This is a genomic window from Alistipes sp. CHKCI003, from assembly GCF_900021155.1.
Taxonomy (GTDB): Bacteria; Bacteroidota; Bacteroidia; order Bacteroidales; family Rikenellaceae; genus Alistipes; species Alistipes excrementavium.
In genome coordinates this window covers 19,171-35,198 of sequence record NZ_FCNT01000079.1, presented here as the reverse complement: position 1 = coordinate 35,198, position 16,028 = coordinate 19,171, and the positions used below count along the sequence as shown (strand labels likewise).

The 16,028-nt window shown below is 64.7% G+C and carries 11 protein-coding genes; 4 read left to right on the top strand and 7 right to left on the bottom strand.

What is annotated here, in order from left to right:
• Positions 1 to 505 precede the first annotated feature (505 nt).
• The gene (locus tag BN3659_RS10250) at positions 506 to 1,390 is read right to left on the bottom strand and encodes a class I SAM-dependent methyltransferase (protein ID WP_091536732.1); all 885 of its coding nucleotides are present in this window, start codon (positions 1,388 to 1,390) and stop codon (positions 506 to 508) included.
• Between the two features lie 432 nt (positions 1,391 to 1,822).
• Complete coding sequence (locus tag BN3659_RS10240; protein ID WP_091536728.1) at positions 1,823 to 3,625, bottom strand: peptidase U32 family protein; 1,803 nt, start codon at positions 3,623 to 3,625, stop codon at positions 1,823 to 1,825.
• Between the two features lie 117 nt (positions 3,626 to 3,742).
• On the opposite strand from BN3659_RS10240, the gene serS reads away from it, so the two are divergent.
• From serS to BN3659_RS10210, 4 genes are all read left to right on the top strand, one after another.
• On the top strand, positions 3,743 to 5,014 hold the full coding sequence (gene serS / locus BN3659_RS10235) for a serine--tRNA ligase (RefSeq protein ID WP_091536785.1): 1,272 nt from the start codon (positions 3,743 to 3,745) through the stop codon (positions 5,012 to 5,014).
• A 57-nt stretch (positions 5,015 to 5,071) separates the two neighbouring features.
• Positions 5,072 to 5,239 (top strand): DUF362 domain-containing protein, encoded by a 168-nt coding sequence (locus BN3659_RS10230; RefSeq protein ID WP_091536726.1) that lies wholly within the window; start codon positions 5,072 to 5,074, stop codon positions 5,237 to 5,239.
• Positions 5,240 to 5,809: 570 nt separating this feature from the next.
• On the top strand, positions 5,810 to 6,760 hold the full coding sequence (gene bla / locus BN3659_RS10220) for a class A beta-lactamase (protein WP_091536724.1): 951 nt from the start codon (positions 5,810 to 5,812) through the stop codon (positions 6,758 to 6,760).
• 493 nt (positions 6,761 to 7,253) lie between these two features.
• The gene (locus tag BN3659_RS10210; protein WP_091536720.1) at positions 7,254 to 7,835 is read left to right on the top strand and encodes a sugar O-acetyltransferase; all 582 of its coding nucleotides are present in this window, start codon (positions 7,254 to 7,256) and stop codon (positions 7,833 to 7,835) included.
• A gap of 480 nt (positions 7,836 to 8,315) precedes the next feature.
• Here the strand turns inward: BN3659_RS10210 and BN3659_RS10205 are convergent, their stop codons facing one another.
• From BN3659_RS10205 to cysS, 5 genes are all read right to left on the bottom strand, one after another.
• A complete protein-coding gene (locus BN3659_RS10205) occupies positions 8,316 to 9,731 on the bottom strand; it encodes an exo-beta-N-acetylmuramidase NamZ family protein (protein ID WP_091536719.1) in 1,416 nt (471 codons plus the stop codon).
• 908 nt (positions 9,732 to 10,639) lie between these two features.
• The gene (gene prfB / locus BN3659_RS10200; protein WP_091536717.1) at positions 10,640 to 11,752 is read right to left on the bottom strand and encodes a peptide chain release factor 2; all 1,113 of its coding nucleotides are present in this window, start codon (positions 11,750 to 11,752) and stop codon (positions 10,640 to 10,642) included.
• 11 nt (positions 11,753 to 11,763) lie between these two features.
• Entirely contained in the window at positions 11,764 to 12,414 is a 651-nt protein-coding gene (locus tag BN3659_RS10195) for a cytidylate kinase-like family protein (RefSeq protein ID WP_091536716.1), read from the bottom strand.
• 12 nt (positions 12,415 to 12,426) lie between these two features.
• Entirely contained in the window at positions 12,427 to 13,818 is a 1,392-nt protein-coding gene (locus BN3659_RS10190; protein WP_091536714.1) for an MATE family efflux transporter, read from the bottom strand.
• A gap of 503 nt (positions 13,819 to 14,321) precedes the next feature.
• Positions 14,322 to 15,797 carry a cysteine--tRNA ligase gene (gene cysS / locus BN3659_RS10185; protein ID WP_091536712.1) on the bottom strand — a complete coding sequence of 492 codons (1,476 nt, stop codon included), beginning with the start codon at positions 15,795 to 15,797 and terminating at the stop codon, positions 14,322 to 14,324.
• Positions 15,798 to 16,028 lie beyond the last annotated feature (231 nt).

The following is a 16,028-nucleotide window of genomic DNA, read 5'->3' as shown; positions in this document are numbered from 1 at the left end:
CCCCTGTCGGGTTCGTTGCGGACACGTCGCCGGCGGCGAACTGCCGACAATGCTTCAGCAATGTCGATCATTCGCAAAATAAGATTTTTTCACACCTTCTGCCATCGAGGGTACTTGGAAATATCTTTTTTACCTTTTGGCGGGGCAAAAGGTGCGCAAAAGGCGGCCGAATGTCGGAAAAGGCGTCCGGAGGAGGGGGCAAGACAGGACGCGAAGTTCATAAACACGTCCGCACAGCGGATACAAAAAGTTTCGCAATGCGAAAAGTGCGGAAGAGGGACGGAGCGAAGACGAGCGTCAAAAACGGGGACGGTTCGCCTGCAAACCCGCGCAGTCGCCCGTTTTGGCTCGGCGAGCGAACGGCCTCGCTGCTTTTCGCCTTGCGAATGGTTTTGGGTGCCTTCGGGCAGCGAAAGGTACAAAACGAAAAATAGTCTGCGATTCGCCGATGGGTGCGTGTCCCGGCCCCGGCCGCAACACGGAAGCCCGCACCCGGGCGGCGCCGCTACCGCGTCATCCGGTAGTAGGTCCCCAGCGGCAGCACCTTCCCGGCCCGGTCGGCGAAACAGAGTTCGCCGTACTGCTCCCCGCGCGGAACGCCGAACGCCTGACGCACGGCCGTGCGGGCCAGCGTCGACGAAAGTCCCATCGAATAGAGATTGAGCACGAGAAACGCACCCGCAGGTTCCAACAGACGGGCGCAACACTCCAGCATTTCGCAGATATTCTCCTCCAGAATCCACCGCTCGCCGTTGGCGCCGCGTCCGTAGGCGGGCGGATCGAGGATGATTCCGCGGTATCGGCTGCCGCGCCGCACCTCGCGCCGCACGAAACGCAGCGCATCCTCCACGATCCAGCGCACTCCCTCCAGACCGCTCGCCTCCATGTTCTCGCGCGCCCACGCAACGACCTGCTTCACCGAATCGACATGCGTCGCCTCGGCCCCCGCGGCACGCGCCGCAAGCGTCGCGCCGCCCGTATAAGCGAAGAGGTTCAGCACGCGCGGCGCGAGGCCGTCGGCCCGCAGCGCCGCACAACTGTCGCGGATGAAGTCCCAGTTCGCAGCCTGCTCGGGGAAAAGACCGACGTGCTTGAACGAGGTGAGACCGAGACGCATCCGAAGCATCGTGCCGCCGCAGTCGTAGCCTACCGTCCAGCGCTCCGGCATCCGGGGCCGCAGGCTCCACTGCCCGCGCTCCTCGCTGCGGGCGTCGCGCAGAAACGAAGCGTCGGCCATGCGCCGCCACTCCTCCTCGGACAGGCTCCGCCGCCAGATCGCCTGCGGCTCCGGACGGCGCGTTACATAAGGCCCGAAGCGTTCGAGCTTCTCGAAATCGCCCGTGTCGATGAGTTCGTAATCGGCAAAACGGGGTGTAAGTTGTTCCTGCATGGCTTTCCTTGATCCTATCGTTTTGAAAATCTTCCGCTTCAGATGCACCGAAACGATCCCGGCGTCCGTGCGCGGTCCCGCTCCCCGCCCCGCTCCGGATCGGCCCGCGGCACCGCCGGAATGCCGGGGCTCTTCCGAGATCGGCGGTCGAAACCGCCGCCCAAGGCCCGGAACGGCCTCCGGCACGACCCCGCGCCCCGTTCCGCCGGGGACGAACACCCGACCGACCGGAAACGCACATAGGGACCATCCTCGCATTCCGCTCCGGCAATCCGCGCGGACCGCCGCTCCTCCCGGGCTCCGGCTCCGTGCAGCCCCGCCCGTTCCGCCGCGGGAGGGGAGCTTCGGGCCGGCGGGCGTCCGGACGAATCGCCGAAGCCGCCCCGCACAGGCCGCGGCATCCGGACCGGACACCGGACCGCAGACCGGAACTCAACGGCTGCCGCTCTCGTCGGTCAGCGTCATCTCGCACCGCGCGCAGTCGAACGAGAGCCGGTAGCGGTGCGTGCCCCGTTCGAGGTAGAGCGGCTCCGCAAGACGGGGCCGTTCGCGCAGACATTCGCCGATCTCGCGGCGCAGGCAGTAGGCCGAGCGCATCACGCAGCGGCCCGCGGTCGAAGGCGCGAGGTCGAGCCCCCGCTCGATCCGGCGCACGCCGTGGTCGCGGTAGAAGGCCTCGGCCATCCGGTTGGTTACGTTGTCCTGCGCCGTCAGCCGGTCCGCCGGATAGGGCGCCGAACGATCCTCGGGCAGAATCCGGTGCGGAACCGGACGCGCCAGACGCGCCGCCAGCAGCCTCTCCAGCCCTTCGCGCCGCAGCGCCGCCAATACCGACGCCGGCACGAAAAAGTCCCCGCCCCCGCCGGCGACTTCGCGCACGTCGAAAACGGTGTCGCCGCTCTTCGCCAGCTGCGTGCGCAGCGTCGCCGCCATCTTCGCCGGATCCTTCGCCGCGTCGAACGGCCCTGCGGCTTCCGCTTCGACCTCGACGCCGTCGCTGTCCGTAAAACGCACGGCGATCCGATCCGATCCGACCGCATAGTCGGCCCGCACGGCGATCGTGCGCCGCATCCGGCTGCGCTCGACCGCGAGGTTGAAGCGCCGGTCGTGGTTGCGGTAGATCTCCGTCCCGACCACGATCCCCTCCATGCGGTCGGGCACCACGCGCACGCCTTCGACGCCGTTGATCCGCGTGCCGCGTCCGCCGAAGCAGATGCCGTCGCCCGCAGCGAGCGCATGCGGCCTGTCGAGCGCGAAGCTCCGCCGGTCGGCCGCGACCACGCGGCCCACGTACTCCCCGACCGACTTGGGTGTGTCGAACGACGCGACGCCCGGACGGCGCCCCGCGAAAAAGTATTCCGACTCGCCGCGCGTGAAACTCTTGGCGGGATCGGGCTCGAAATCCGGCACGCTCGTCCCCGCCGAAGCGCGGACGAAGCCCGCGCGGACCGCCATCGCGGCGTCCACGGCACGGCGGTAGTAGGCCACCACGTTCCGGATGTAGTTGATGTCTTTGAGCCGTCCCTCGATCTTGAACGACGCAACGCCCGCATCCAGCAGATCGCCGATCCGCTCCGAGAGGTCGAGGTCGCGCACCGAAAGCAGATGCCGGCCCGCGACATAGGTGCGGCCGCGGCCGTCGGTCAGGTCCCATGCGAGGCGGCAGGGCTGGCTGCATGCACCGCGGTTGCCGCTGCGGGGGCCCATCGACCGCGAGAGAAAGCAGCGGCCGCTGTATCCCACGCAGACGGCGCCGTGGACGAAACACTCGACCTCGGCGTTCGTCGCCGCGCAGACGGCCCGGATCTCGTCGAGCGACATGGCCCGTTCGAGAATCACGCGCGCGAAGCCGCACCGTTCGAGAAACACGGCCATCTCGGGAGTCGTCGTATGCACCTGCGTCGAGGCGTGCAGCTCCACGGGCAGTCCCATACGCCGCAGCGCCATGTCCTGCACGATGAGCGCATCCACGCCTGCGGCGACGAGCTCGCGGGCCTGCCGTTCGGCATCGGCGAGCTCGTCGTCGTAGAGCAGCGTGTTGAGCGTCGCATGCACCCGCACGCCGAAGCGGCGGGCATACGCCACGACGCGGGCGACCTCCTCCGTCGCGTTGCCCGCGGCCTGCCGCGCGCCGAAGCGCGCGCCGCCGATGTAGACGGCGTCGGCGCCGGCCTCCACGGCGGCCACGGCCGAGGCATAGTCTTTCGCAGGGGCGAGCAGTTCGACGGTTTTCATGCGAGCGAGCGTTTCCGAATTGCGGCAAAAGTACGGAAATTATCGTGAAAAAGCGCTCGATTCGGAAATAGTTTCGTATTTTTGCCCTCCGAAAGAATCGTAAAAAACCGGAACGAAATGTTAACTTTGAAGCAACTCAGGGACGACAGGGAGGCTGCGATCCGCAAGCTGGCCAAGAAGGGCGTGGACGCCGCCCCCGCGATCGCCCGCATCGAAGAGCTGGACGACCGCCGCAAAGCCCTCCAGACCGAGTTGGACAACAATCTGGCCGCCCAGAACAAGGCCGCCAAAGAGATCGGCATGCTCATGGGACAGGGCCGCCGCGACGAGGCCGAGGAGCGCAAGCGCTTCGTCGCGGATTTGAAAGCGCTTTCGGCCAAGCTGGCCGCCGAACAGAAAGAGGCCGCCGAGGAGTTGCAATCGGAGATCGTCGCGCTGCCCAACTTTCCCGCGGACATCGTGCCCGAAGGGAAGACCGCGGCGGACAACCTCGTCGTGAAGCTCGTCGAAAGCTACACGCCGCTGCCCGAGAACCCGCTGCCCCACTGGGAGCTGGCACGCAAATACGACATCATCGACTTCGACCTCGGCGTGAAACTCACCGGCGCCGGATTCCCCGTCTACAAAGGCAAGGGCGCCCGTTTGCAGCGTGCGCTGATCAACTATTTCCTCGACTGCAACACGAAGGCCGGCTACCTCGAAGTGGAGCCTCCGGTGATGATCAACGAGGCTTCGGGCTTCGGCACGGGCCAGCTGCCCGACAAGGAGGGGCAGATGTACCACGCCGCGGCCGACAACTTCTACCTCGTGCCGACGGCCGAGGTGCCCGTTACGAACATCTACCGCGACGTGATTCTCGACCGCGGGGACTTCCCCGTGCGGATGACCGCCTACACTCCCTGCTTCCGCCGCGAGGCCGGCTCCTACGGCAAGGACGTGCGCGGTCTGAACCGCCTGCACCAGTTCGACAAGGTGGAGATCGTGCAGCTCAGCCTTCCGGAAGTCTCCTACGAAGCGCTCGACGGCATGGTGGCCCACGTCGAATCGATCGTCCGTTCGCTGGGGCTGCCCTACCGCATCCTCAGGCTTTGCGGCGGCGACATGTCGTTCACCTCGGCCCTCACCTACGATTTCGAGGTCTACTCCGAAGCGCAGCAGCGATGGCTCGAAGTCTCGTCCGTCTCGAACTTCGAATCGTTCCAAGCCAACCGCCTGAAACTCCGCTACCGCGACGAGCAGAAGAAGATCCGGCTGGCCCACACGCTCAACGGCTCCTCGCTGGCCCTGCCGCGCATCGTGGCCGCCCTGCTGGAGAACAACCAGACGCCCGACGGCATCCGCATTCCGGAGGTGTTAATTCCTTATACCGGATTTGACATCATCAAATAATTTTCGTATATTTGCCGCGCAAAACACACAACACACTAACACAAAAATCTTACAGACATGGCTTACAAAATCACGGACACCTGCGTGGCTTGCGGCACCTGCATCGGCGAGTGCCCTGTCGAGGCTATTTCGGCCGGCGACATCTACGTTATCGACCCCGACAAGTGCATCGACTGCGGTACGTGCGCAGGCGTTTGCCCCAGCGAAGCGATCGTAGCGGAGTAGTTCGAAGCATCGCAAATCCGTAAAAAGCGCACTCCGACCGATCGGGAGTGTGCTTTTTTTCATGGACGACGATCCGCCCCGGCGCACAGGCGGCCCAAGTGCCGCTTCCGGCCCGGATCGGGCTGCCGCAGAACCGAAGCGGCGCCCTGCCGGCGGCAGCCTGCCGCCCTCTGACGGGTCGCACCGCACCCGAACGCGAGGCGGGCGACGTCCGTCGGCAACCGGAACCGCACGCGAAGCATCTGCCGCAGCGCGATCCCGCAGACGGCGGCGGACATCTCCGGCGACCGAAATAGACAGGGGGGGGGAGCGACACCCCTCCGAACGCATGAAAGCCGTCCGGCTACGGACTGGGCGGACGATCCGGAAGACTCACCGGCAGACAGGCTCGAAGCCGACCGGGCAGTCGGACAGACAGATACCCGGGCATGCGGACAGACAGATGAAGCGAACTGGAAAACAGACCGACAGGCTCGAAGCCGACCGGCAAGCGGACAGACCGGCAAACAGCCCTGCGCGGAGCCGCCAGCGGCAAAACAAAAAAACAGATCGACACGACGTACCCCGACCATGCGAACACTCACCCGGATACTTCTCTTCTGCCTCCTGCTCCCGGTCGGCTGCACCACCGACATCGGACGGCTGGAGCGCCGCATCGACCGGATCGCGGAACGCTGCGACGCCCGGATCGGCGTTGCCGTAACCACACCCGCGGGTCTGCTGCTCAGCCGCAACGACACCCTGCTGCCGATGTTGAGCGTCTTCAAGTTTCCCGTGGCGCTGGCCGCACTCGACCGTATGGAACGCGACACGCTTCCGCTGACGCATCCCGTAACGGTCGGTTTCGAACGGCTCGACCGCAACACGTACAGCCCCATGCGGGACTCGCTCCCCGCCGGCGGCGGCACGGTCGCGCTCGGAGCGCTGCTCCGCTACGCCGTCTCCGCGAGCGACAACATCGCCTGCGACCTGCTGATCGACTTCGCCGGCGGCCCGGCGGCCGTCGACGACTATGTCCGCTCGCTCGGCATCGACGGCATGCGCATCCTGACCGACGAGCGCCGCATGCACCTGACCGTCGGGAACCAACGCCTCAACGCAGCGCGCCCCTCGGCCGTCTGCGCCCTCTTCGACCGCTTTCTGCGGGGCGGCGTGCTCAGCGCCGCCCACGAAGCCTTCCTGCGCAGTCTGCTCGTTTCGACCGAAACCGGAGCCGACAAACTCAAAGCGGGTCTTCCGGCACGCACGGTCATCGGGCACAAGACCGGCTCCTCCGACCGGACGGCCGATGGCATCCGGATCGCCGACAACGATGCGGGCTATGTGCTCCTGCCCGACGGACGAAGCTACTGCATCGCCGTCTTCGTAACGGACTCGGAGGAGGACGACGCGGCGAACGCCGCCGTCATCGCCGCCATCTCGGCAGCCGTTTACGATCACTTCGCCGACGACCCGAACAGCGGCATGCACGGCTCGACGCCCCGCCCGGATCGGTACGCCGACCGAACGCCGGCGCACTGAACGAAGGGGGGGGGCTATGGGAGAGGTGCGGGAAAGACACCGGGAGAGCGCCCCAAAAGGAAGAGTGAAAAGACACTATGCAAGGCTCGGAAAAGATGCTGCACAGGCTCCGCAGGGAAGACTTGAAATACCGCCGGACATCATGCGGGGCGGGGAAGAGATGCCGCAAAGGCATCGAAGTCGCAGAAAGGCCGCTGCTGCCGACGGAATGCGTATTTTCGGAATCGCACGCTAAAGACAGACCGCGCCTCGCGATCGTCCCGCACCCGAAACACACCCTTCACGACCTTTTCGAGCGGAACGCGCGACCGAGCCGCCCGGCTCCGACCGGCGGAGGAGGCACGGCGCAGCAGAGGCCACGGTTCTCCGCACCGCACGGTCGCGGAGGGCTGCCCGGCGACCGGAACCCGAAAGCAGACCGCCCGACGAACAAGCTCCTACACGACAGGGCCCCTGCCGCACCGTAAAGAAGACAACCGCTAAAAACGACCGCATGGACGATCTCGAAAAGATGAAATCGGGCGCATGGTGCCACGCCATCCGTCCTCAGATCGGCGAAGCGCTCCGCCGGACCGAAGAGCTGATGTTCCGTTTCAACCAACTGCCGCCCTCCAGCACGGCGGAGCGCGAAGCCATCCTCCGCGGGCTCTTCGCCCGCTTGGGCCGGGATTGCATCATCCACAGCCCGTTCCACTGCGACTTCGGCACGCAGATCGCGATCGGCGACCATTTCGTCGGCAACTACAACCTCACGATCCTCGACGAGGCACCCGTTACGATCGGCAACCACGTCTTCATCGGCCCGAACGTCGGGCTCTACACCGTAACGCACGCCCTCGACGCCGGGCAGCGCAATGCGGGCATCATGCGCTCGCGGCCGATCACGATCGGCGACGACGTCTGGATCGGCGGCAACACGGTCGTGATGCAGGGGGTGAGGATCGGCAGCGGGTCGGTGATCGGCGCGGGGAGCGTCGTAACGCACGACATACCGGCAGGCGTGATCGCCTTCGGAAACCCCTGCCGCGTCGTGCGTCCGATCACTGCGGCGGATCGCATCGAGACCGTCCTTTAGCGCCGGCAAGAAGGAGGGGGGGCATACGGCCTCCCCCAACCGCTCCGCGGGCTCTTCGTCAGGTCCATCCGCAGACAGCGCCTCTTCCCGCAGCTTCCGGCAGCACCTCCACCGCGGGGAGTTCCTCCGCCCGCAGAGGCTCTCCGCACGGCGGCTCTTTCGGTGCGGACGAGAGAAGTGCCCCGACCCAAAGATACGACCGCCCGAGAGACGCCCCGGCACGCCCCCTCCGCCGCCGGCGGAGAATATCGGCAGCGGCTCCGCGCCTCTCCGATGGAACCGCTGCGGGAAAGGTAACGGTCGACAGGTATTCGGATTTTCAATGCCTGCGGGATTCGCTCCGGTCGTCTTCGGGCGATACTCGGTTCGGGCACTCTGCCTATCGAAAAGGGCCGTTTCGGAGAACCGACGAAGAATCCGGAGCCGGATCGGCCCCTCGCGGCGAACGAAGCGCGTCTTTCACGCTCGCCGGACGGATGTTCATTCGTAGAGCAAATAGCCGGACCTCAGTCGGCGGAACCGCTCGACGTCGCCCTGCCAGCGTGCACGGATCTCTTCGGCCGAGGCCCCTGCGACGATCATTTCGCGCACCCAATCCACGCCAACGAGCTTCTCGAACATCGGGGTGAAAAACCGTTCCCCGATCCCGAGCTTCCGGTAAACCTCCACGAGGTATTCGAGATTCAGCCCCACGGTCCGCGCCTCGGCCTCAGGCATTGCGCTCAGGTCCTCCCCGTAGCAGCGCATGCCCTCGAAAGGCGGATGTCCGGCACCGGCCGTCGGACGAGGTACGAACGAAAACGCATACCCCTTCAGATCGGGATGTCCGTACAGTTCGAACGGCTTCTCCGTCCCGCGTCCCACGCTCACCACCGTCCCCTCGAAGAGACCGAGCGACGGATAGAGGTATACGGACCGCTGCGTGGGCAGATTGGGCGAAGGGGCGACCGGAAGCGCATAGGGCATATCGCGGGCATAACCCCGGCATCTGACCACGGTCAGCGCGCAGGGTCCGCACCACCCCTCGCCCACGGCCATGCGGGCGATTTCGCCCATCGTCAGTCCGTGCAGAACCGGCACGGGAAGTGCTCCGACCCCCGATTCGTAACGCATGTCGAGGACGGGGCCGTCGACATGATGCCCGTTCGGATTGGGGCGGTCGAGCACGATCACCTCGCGGCCGCTGTCGGCACAGGCATCCATCATGCGGAGCATGGCGATGTAGTAGGTGTAGAACCTGAGCCCCACATCCTGCATGTCGACCACCAGCACGTCGAACGAACGCATCGCCTCGGGCGAAGGACGCAGCGTCCGCCCGTCGTAGAGCGAAAGGACCGGAATGCCCGTCGCCGCATCCGTGCCGCCCGGCACCGCCTCGCCCGCGTCGGCCGTGCCGCGGAATCCGTGTTCTGGAGCGAATATCCCGCGCACGTCGAAGCCGCAGGCGTGCAGCAGGTCCACGAGGTGCAGCTGGCCATCGGAAGCTCCGGGACCGGCCGAAGCGGAGCGGCTGCCAAGGCCCGAACCGTTGCGGCCGCATACTCCCGAGCCGCAGCCCCAACGGATTTCGGAAGCACGGTCGGCGAAACCGCCGGCACCGGAGCACGCAGCGGCCGACTGCGAGCGCCCCGGTGCTTCGAGGCGACTTCCGGCCGCCGCAGGGGCGCCGATCGAGGAGCGCTCCGCTACGGCGGTATGATTGGCCAGCACGGCCACGCGCCGTCCGCGCAAAAGGGGAAAATAGGCTGCCGTATCGGTCATGCCGACCTGCACGGCCCCGCAAACATCCGTCGCGCCCGTGCATCGCCCCCTCGTCCGCCAGAGCGAATCGGAAGGCTGCGCCCACACGGCGACGGCACTCCATGACACACACAAGACAAACAAGATTCGTTTCATGCGGACAAAGATAGGACATTCGCCGCAAAATTCATGCGGCACCCGCTTCCCGCACCACATTCGGCCGATGCGGCCGAACAGATGTTCCGCCCTCCTCCCGGATCCAGCCATTTCATTCTCCCGCCGCAAGCCCCCTCCGAATAAAAAGGCAACGATCCTTGTGCGCACGGCGAGCCCCGACCGGGTCCACCCCGCAGTGCGGATCGCCCGTCCCGCATCCGCAGCAGTCTCCGCACAGCATTTCGTTCGGCAGGGCGAACGGACCTCGTACCCGCGCGGCGGAGCAGCAATCCGTACTGTCCCGGCCTCCCTTCGCCCCTACGCACGATCCGTCAGCGGGCCGGGACTGCAAACACGACCAGCGGATGCGGACGGCAGCGATATGCGCCGGAAACGACGGTCGATATTTCCGCAGCACGCCTTTCTGCGCACGCGGCGCACCGGAGACGAGCTACGCAACAGGATCGGGGTGTTCCGACGGAACAGGTGCGGCTCCGGCCGGAGCCGCACGTCGGTTTCGTCCGGCACCCGGATACGATCGTCCGGCAGACCCGCCGGACCTATCCGAGAATCGCAGATCGGAATACGTTCCCGAACGCACAACCCCGCATCAAAAGAGACTGCCTTCGGCTCGTCGGGCAGCCTCGTGCGCAATCCGGACGCGCCCCCGCGAAACGCCGAGACGGGAACACGCCCCGCTGCGAAAGGAGCGCTCGCAACGAACCGGAGGCTCGGCACGAATCCATGCGCTCTCTGCCGCGGCCTGACAACGCCCCGCACCGGACACCCACACCACCGCGGCGATTCGCCGCCGATGATCCGAAACACCTGCGGCCGCCGATCCGATCCTCGAAAAGACGATCGGCGGCAGCCGCGGAGCGTTCGGCCGTTTCTGCGGGCAGCGTCCCTCAGGCTTCGCCTCCGAACTCCATCAGGTAGGCCTTGATGAAAGCGTCTATATCGCCGTCCATCACCGCCTCCACGCACGAAGTCTGCACCCCCGTGCGGTGGTCCTTCACACGCCGGTCGTCGAAGACGTAGGAACGAATCTGCGAGCCCCACTCGATGCGTTTTTTCGAAGCTTCGAGCGCCTGCTGCGTCGCCATGCGTTTGTCCAGCTCGCGCTGGTAGAGCTTGCATTTCAGCAGCCGCATGGCGTTCTCGCGGTTCATCAGCTGCGAGCGGGTCTCCATGTTCTCGATCAGGAACTCCACCGGTTCGCCCGTATCGGGGTCCTTGCCGTGGTAGCGCAGACGCACGGCCGTCTCCACCTTGTTGACGTTCTGACCGCCCGCGCCGCTCGAACGGAACGTGTCCCACTCGATGTCCGACGGGTTGACCGTGATCTCGATCGTATCGTCCACCGCAGGCGACACGAAGACCGACACGAACGTCGTCTGGCGCTTGTTGTTGGCATTGAAGGGCGAGAGGCGCACCATGCGGTGCACGCCGTTTTCGCTCTTGAGGTAACCGTAGGCGTATTCGCCCTCGAATTCGAGCGTACACGATTTGATTCCCACCTCCTCGCCCGCCTGACAGTCGAGCACCCTGACCTTATAGCCGTGCGCCTCGCCCCAGCGGGTGTACATCCGCACGAGCATCTGCGCCCAGTCGAGCGCCTCGGTGCCGCCGGCCCCGGCGTTGATGTCCATGACGGCTCCGAGCTTGTCCTCCTCGCGGCGCAGCATGTTGCGCATTTCGAGTGCGCCGACGCGCTCCAGCGTCCGCGCATAGTGGTCGTCCATCTCTGCGTCGGTCATCACGCCCTCCTTCACGAAGTCGGGCATGAGCCGGAGATCCTCGACATCCTTGCGCACGGCGTCGTACTCCTCGACCCACGATTTGATCGACGCCACCTTCTGCAACTGCTTGCGCGCCTTGTCCGGATCGTTCCAAAAATCGGGTTCCTGCGTCTTCTCCTCCTCGTTGCGCAGGTCGATGCGTTTCTGTTCGATGTTCAGATAGCGTTCGAGCTGCGCGGTGCGCTCGGTCAGCTCCTTGATTTGTTCCGCAAGTATCATAGTCGTTTCCGTTATTGCTCTTCCGCGGGTTTCACACCCAATTTGCGCGCCGCGTATTCCAGCACGAAGTCGGCCGTGCCTTCGACCCCCAGCACCGAGGAATCGACGCACAGATGGTAGGTCGCCGCCATGCCCCACGTCCCGTGGCTGAAATAATTGTAGTAGGAGGCCCGTTTCGCGTCCGTACGGTCCATCAGCTCTTCGGCCGCCGCAGGCGCGATGCCGTGCAGGCGGCAGAGCCGGTCGCGGCGTTCGGCGCGGCCCGAGGCGATGAAGACGTTCAGCACGCGCGGACGGTCGCGCAGGATGTAGTCGGCGCACCGCCCTACGAACACGCACGACTCGCGCGCAGCCACGTCGCGGATCACGTCGCTCTGGATCTTGAAGAGCGCTTCGCTGCTCAGCACGTCCGTCAAACCGCCGTCGTCGCCCGCAAAGGGCGCCCGCAGATAACCGATCAGCGTGGAAAGCACGCTGCGCGACTCCTTCTCGTCGGCTTTCTCGAACACCTCGGGACAGATGCCGCTCTGCTCGGCCGCGAGGTTGATGAGCTGTTTGTCGTAGAGCTTCACGCCCAGCCGGCGGGCGATGATCTCGCTTACGGCCTTGCCGCCGCTGCCCAACTGACGGCCGATGTTGATGAAAAATTGATCCTGATCCATATCCATGCGTTATTATCGGTGGGTCCGAGCCGCTTTCTGCGCCCTGAATCGCCGGAACTGGTAGGCGAGCATGCAGGCAGCGACGATCGAGGCCAGCAAGTCCGAGAGCGGCATGGCGCACCACACGCCCCAACTGCCGTCCCAGCGGGTGTATTCGTCGAAAATGCGGGGCAGGAACAACAGCCCGGGCAGGAGGAAGAGCAGCTGCCGCGAGAGCGACAGGAAGATCGCCTTGCCGGCCATGCCGATGCTCTGGAAGAAGTTGGTCGTAACCATCTGGAATCCGATGATCGGGAAGCAGAGGAAGACGATCCGCATCCCCTCCGCCGAAAGGCGGATCAGCTCGGGATCGTTCGTGAAGGCCGAGACGGCCAGCCGCGGCGCCAGCTCGCCGAGCAGGAAGCCCGCCGTAGTAACGCACGTGGCGCCGATGATCGTCAGCTTCAGCACGCGGTTCACGCGGTCGAACTGCCGGGCGCCGAAATTGTATCCGGCGATGGGCTGCATGCCCTGATTGATGCCCATGACCACCATCACGAAAAAGAAGCCCAGACGGTTGACGATGCCGTAGGCGCCGATGTTGAGGTCGCCGCCATACTCCTTGAGACCCTTGTTGATGAGAATCACGATGAAGCACGCCGCGAGGTTCATCAGAAAGGGCGACATGCCGATGGCGAAGATATTGCCCACGATCTTCCGGCGCAGGCGGTAGATGCCCCGCCGGAAGTGGAGCAGCTCCTCCTTGTCGGACAGAAGACGGAACTGCCACACGAGCGACACGACCTGCGCGAGCACCGTGGCGACGGCCGCGCCCTCGATCCCCCAGCCGAACCAGAAGATGAAGATCGGGTCGAGCACGGCATTGATGACGACCGTGTTGATCGTGGCGTACATCGACTTGCGCGGATGGCCCGAAGCCCGCAGCACGGCATTCAGTCCGAGGTACATATGAGTGATGACGTTGCCCAGCAGGATGATCTGCATGTAATCGCGCGCATAGCCGATCGTCGCGTCGCTCGCACCGAAGAAATAGAGGATCGGATCGAGGAACACGAGGGCGGCCGCGCCGAATACGACGCCGACGATCAGATTGAGTACCAGCACATTCCCCAGAATATTCTGCGCGGATTCGTAATCGCGCTGCCCCAGACGCATCGACACGAGCGTCGCGGCACCCACGCCCACCAGCGAACCGAACGCCGCGGCGAGGTTCATCAGCGGGAACGTAAGCGCCAGTCCCGAAATCGCCATCGGCCCCACGCCATGCCCGATGAAGATGCTGTCGATCATGTTGTAAAGCGACGAAGCGGTCATCGCGATGATCGCCGGCACGGCATATTGAACGAGCAGTTTGCGGATGCGTTCGGTCCCGAGTTCCGCAGCCGCTCCTTTTATTGCATTCATTATCGAGTCATTATCTTAATTATTTGTAAAACCGTCGGGTACCGACCCGGCCGGAAGAGAGCCTTCTGCGGTCGGACACGGAACGGTCCGAAAGAGAACGCTCCTGCGATACGCTGCCGGATCCGCCCCGTGCGACGCCCGTCCCGGTATGAGCCGGACAAGGGCGAACTCTCCGACGCCGGCCCTCTCCGAGGCCCCGTTTCTCGACGTGCCGCCGGCGCGTCGCCCCCCCCCGCGATCGCCTGCTCCGCGAAATACGTTCGGACGAAAACACCCGAGGCGTCCCACCGAACAGCCCGCCCGCGGGAGACTGCGCCCCGACGCCTCTCCTCGAAGACTATGCTCCGCACGCGAAACGCATCCCCACCGACCGCTCCGGTTTCCCGAACGCCTCCGGTCCTCTCCGAGGTCCGCCGGACGGCCGCCGTCCGTCCTATGATTCCGGGCGGTCCGGACTCCGCGCCTTACGTCCCGGTCCCGATGGTATCGCCGGCCGCCGGTATCTATTCCAGCTCCCAGTCCGAACCGTCCTTGCGGTCCTTGACACGGATTCCGGCCGCGGCAAGTCCGTCGCGGATGCGGTCCGAGGCGGCCCAATCCTTCGCGGCACGGGCCTTGAGGCGTTCGTCGAGCAGCATCTCCACCAGAGGCGTGATGTAGTCGCGCCCCGAGGCGGTTCCGGTAGCCTTCTCGTCGCGCAGGCCGAGGATGTCGAACGCATAGCGGGCGAAGAGCGACCGGAGCTTTTCGAGATCGGCCTCCGTGAAAGTCTGCACTCCTTCGGCAGCCTGATTGACGATACGCACCCAGTCGAACAGGGCCGAAATCACCATCGGCGAGTTCAGGTCGTCGGCCATGGCCTCGGCGCAGCGACGCTCCAGCTCCGCCGGATCGGCCGTCGACACGGCCGCGGGTCGGAGTTTCGAAAGGGTCTCGATGCCCTTCATCAGACGGTCGAGGCCCTTCTCGGCAGCCTGCAGCGCTTCGTTCGAGAAATCGAGCGTCGAACGGTAGTGGGCCTGCAGCACGAAGAAACGGATCGTCATGGGCGAATAGGCTTGCGCGAGCAGCCGGTGCGTCCCGCCGAAAAGCTCTTCGAGGGTGATGAAGTTGCCCAGCGACTTGCCCATCTTCTGCCCGTTGATCGTAATCATGTTGTTGTGCACCCAGTATTTCGCCGAATCGTGGCCGAGCGCGGCCGTCGACTGCGCGATCTCGCACTCGTGGTGGGGGAACATGAGGTCCATGCCGCCGCCGTGGATGTCGAACCGCTCGCCCAGATATTTCGTACTCATGGCCGAACACTCCATGTGCCAGCCCGGAAATCCCTCGCCCCACGGCGAGGGCCAGTGCATGATGTGCCCGGGCGCCGCCTTCTTCCACAGGGCGAAGTCGAACGAACGGCGCTTGTCGTTCTGGCCGTCCAATTCGCGCGTGTTGGCCACGATGTCGTCCAGATTGCGGCCCGAGAGTATGCCGTAGCGGTATTTCCGGTTGTAAGCCTCCACATCGAAATAGACCGAGCCGTTCGACTCGTAGGCGAAGCCGTCGGCCAAAATCCGTTTCACGAACTCGATCTGCTCGATGATGTGTCCCGAAGCATGGGGTTCGATCGAGGGCGAGAGCACGTTCAGCGCATCCATCGCGCGGTGGTAGCGCTCCGTGTAGTAGTGCGCCACCTCCATCGGTTCGAGCTGTTCGAGCCGCGCCTTTCGGGCGATCTTGTCCTCGCCCTCGTCGGCGTCGTGCTCCAGATGGCCCACGTCGGTGATGTTGCGCACGTAACGCACCTTGTAGCCCAGCGAGCGGAGGTAGCGGAACAGCAGATCGAACGTTACGGCCGGACGGGCATGGCCCAAATGGGGGTCGCCGTAGACCGTGGGACCGCAGACGTACATGCCTACATGGGGCGGATCGATGGGCTCGAACACCTCCTTGCGGCGGGTGAGCGTATTATAAAGGACCGGTTTGGATTCCATAAACAGCGAATTTTCTGCAAAAATAGCAATTTTTCTCCACATGCGCCAAAATCTCCGATGCAAAGAGCGGCCCGAGAAACCGCCGCAGAACAAACGGAAAATAAAAAACGCATAAAGCCGTCGAACTTTTTGCGAAAAACTTTGGAGGGGGGGGGGAATTTATTACATTTGTAAACGAAAGCGGTAAAATAACGTTTTTATCCGCACTCCAGACAACCTTAAAACCTCGAT

Coding starts and splice junctions, on each gene's coding strand:
- BN3659_RS10250 (WP_091536732.1), bottom strand. CDS start 1,390: ATGCAGGAACAACTTACACCCCGTTTTGCCGATTACGAACTCATCGAC.
- BN3659_RS10240 (WP_091536728.1), bottom strand. CDS start 3,625: ATGAAAACCGTCGAACTGCTCGCCCCTGCGAAAGACTATGCCTCGGCC.
- serS (WP_091536785.1), top strand. CDS start 3,743: ATGTTAACTTTGAAGCAACTCAGGGACGACAGGGAGGCTGCGATCCGC.
- BN3659_RS10230 (WP_091536726.1), top strand. CDS start 5,072: ATGGCTTACAAAATCACGGACACCTGCGTGGCTTGCGGCACCTGCATC.
- bla (WP_091536724.1), top strand. CDS start 5,810: ATGCGAACACTCACCCGGATACTTCTCTTCTGCCTCCTGCTCCCGGTC.
- BN3659_RS10210 (WP_091536720.1), top strand. CDS start 7,254: ATGGACGATCTCGAAAAGATGAAATCGGGCGCATGGTGCCACGCCATC.
- BN3659_RS10205 (WP_091536719.1), bottom strand. CDS start 9,731: ATGAAACGAATCTTGTTTGTCTTGTGTGTGTCATGGAGTGCCGTCGCC.
- prfB (WP_091536717.1), bottom strand. CDS start 11,752: ATGATACTTGCGGAACAAATCAAGGAGCTGACCGAGCGCACCGCGCAG.
- BN3659_RS10195 (WP_091536716.1), bottom strand. CDS start 12,414: ATGGATCAGGATCAATTTTTCATCAACATCGGCCGTCAGTTGGGCAGC.
- BN3659_RS10190 (WP_091536714.1), bottom strand. CDS start 13,818: ATGAATGCAATAAAAGGAGCGGCTGCGGAACTCGGGACCGAACGCATC.
- cysS (WP_091536712.1), bottom strand. CDS start 15,797: ATGGAATCCAAACCGGTCCTTTATAATACGCTCACCCGCCGCAAGGAG.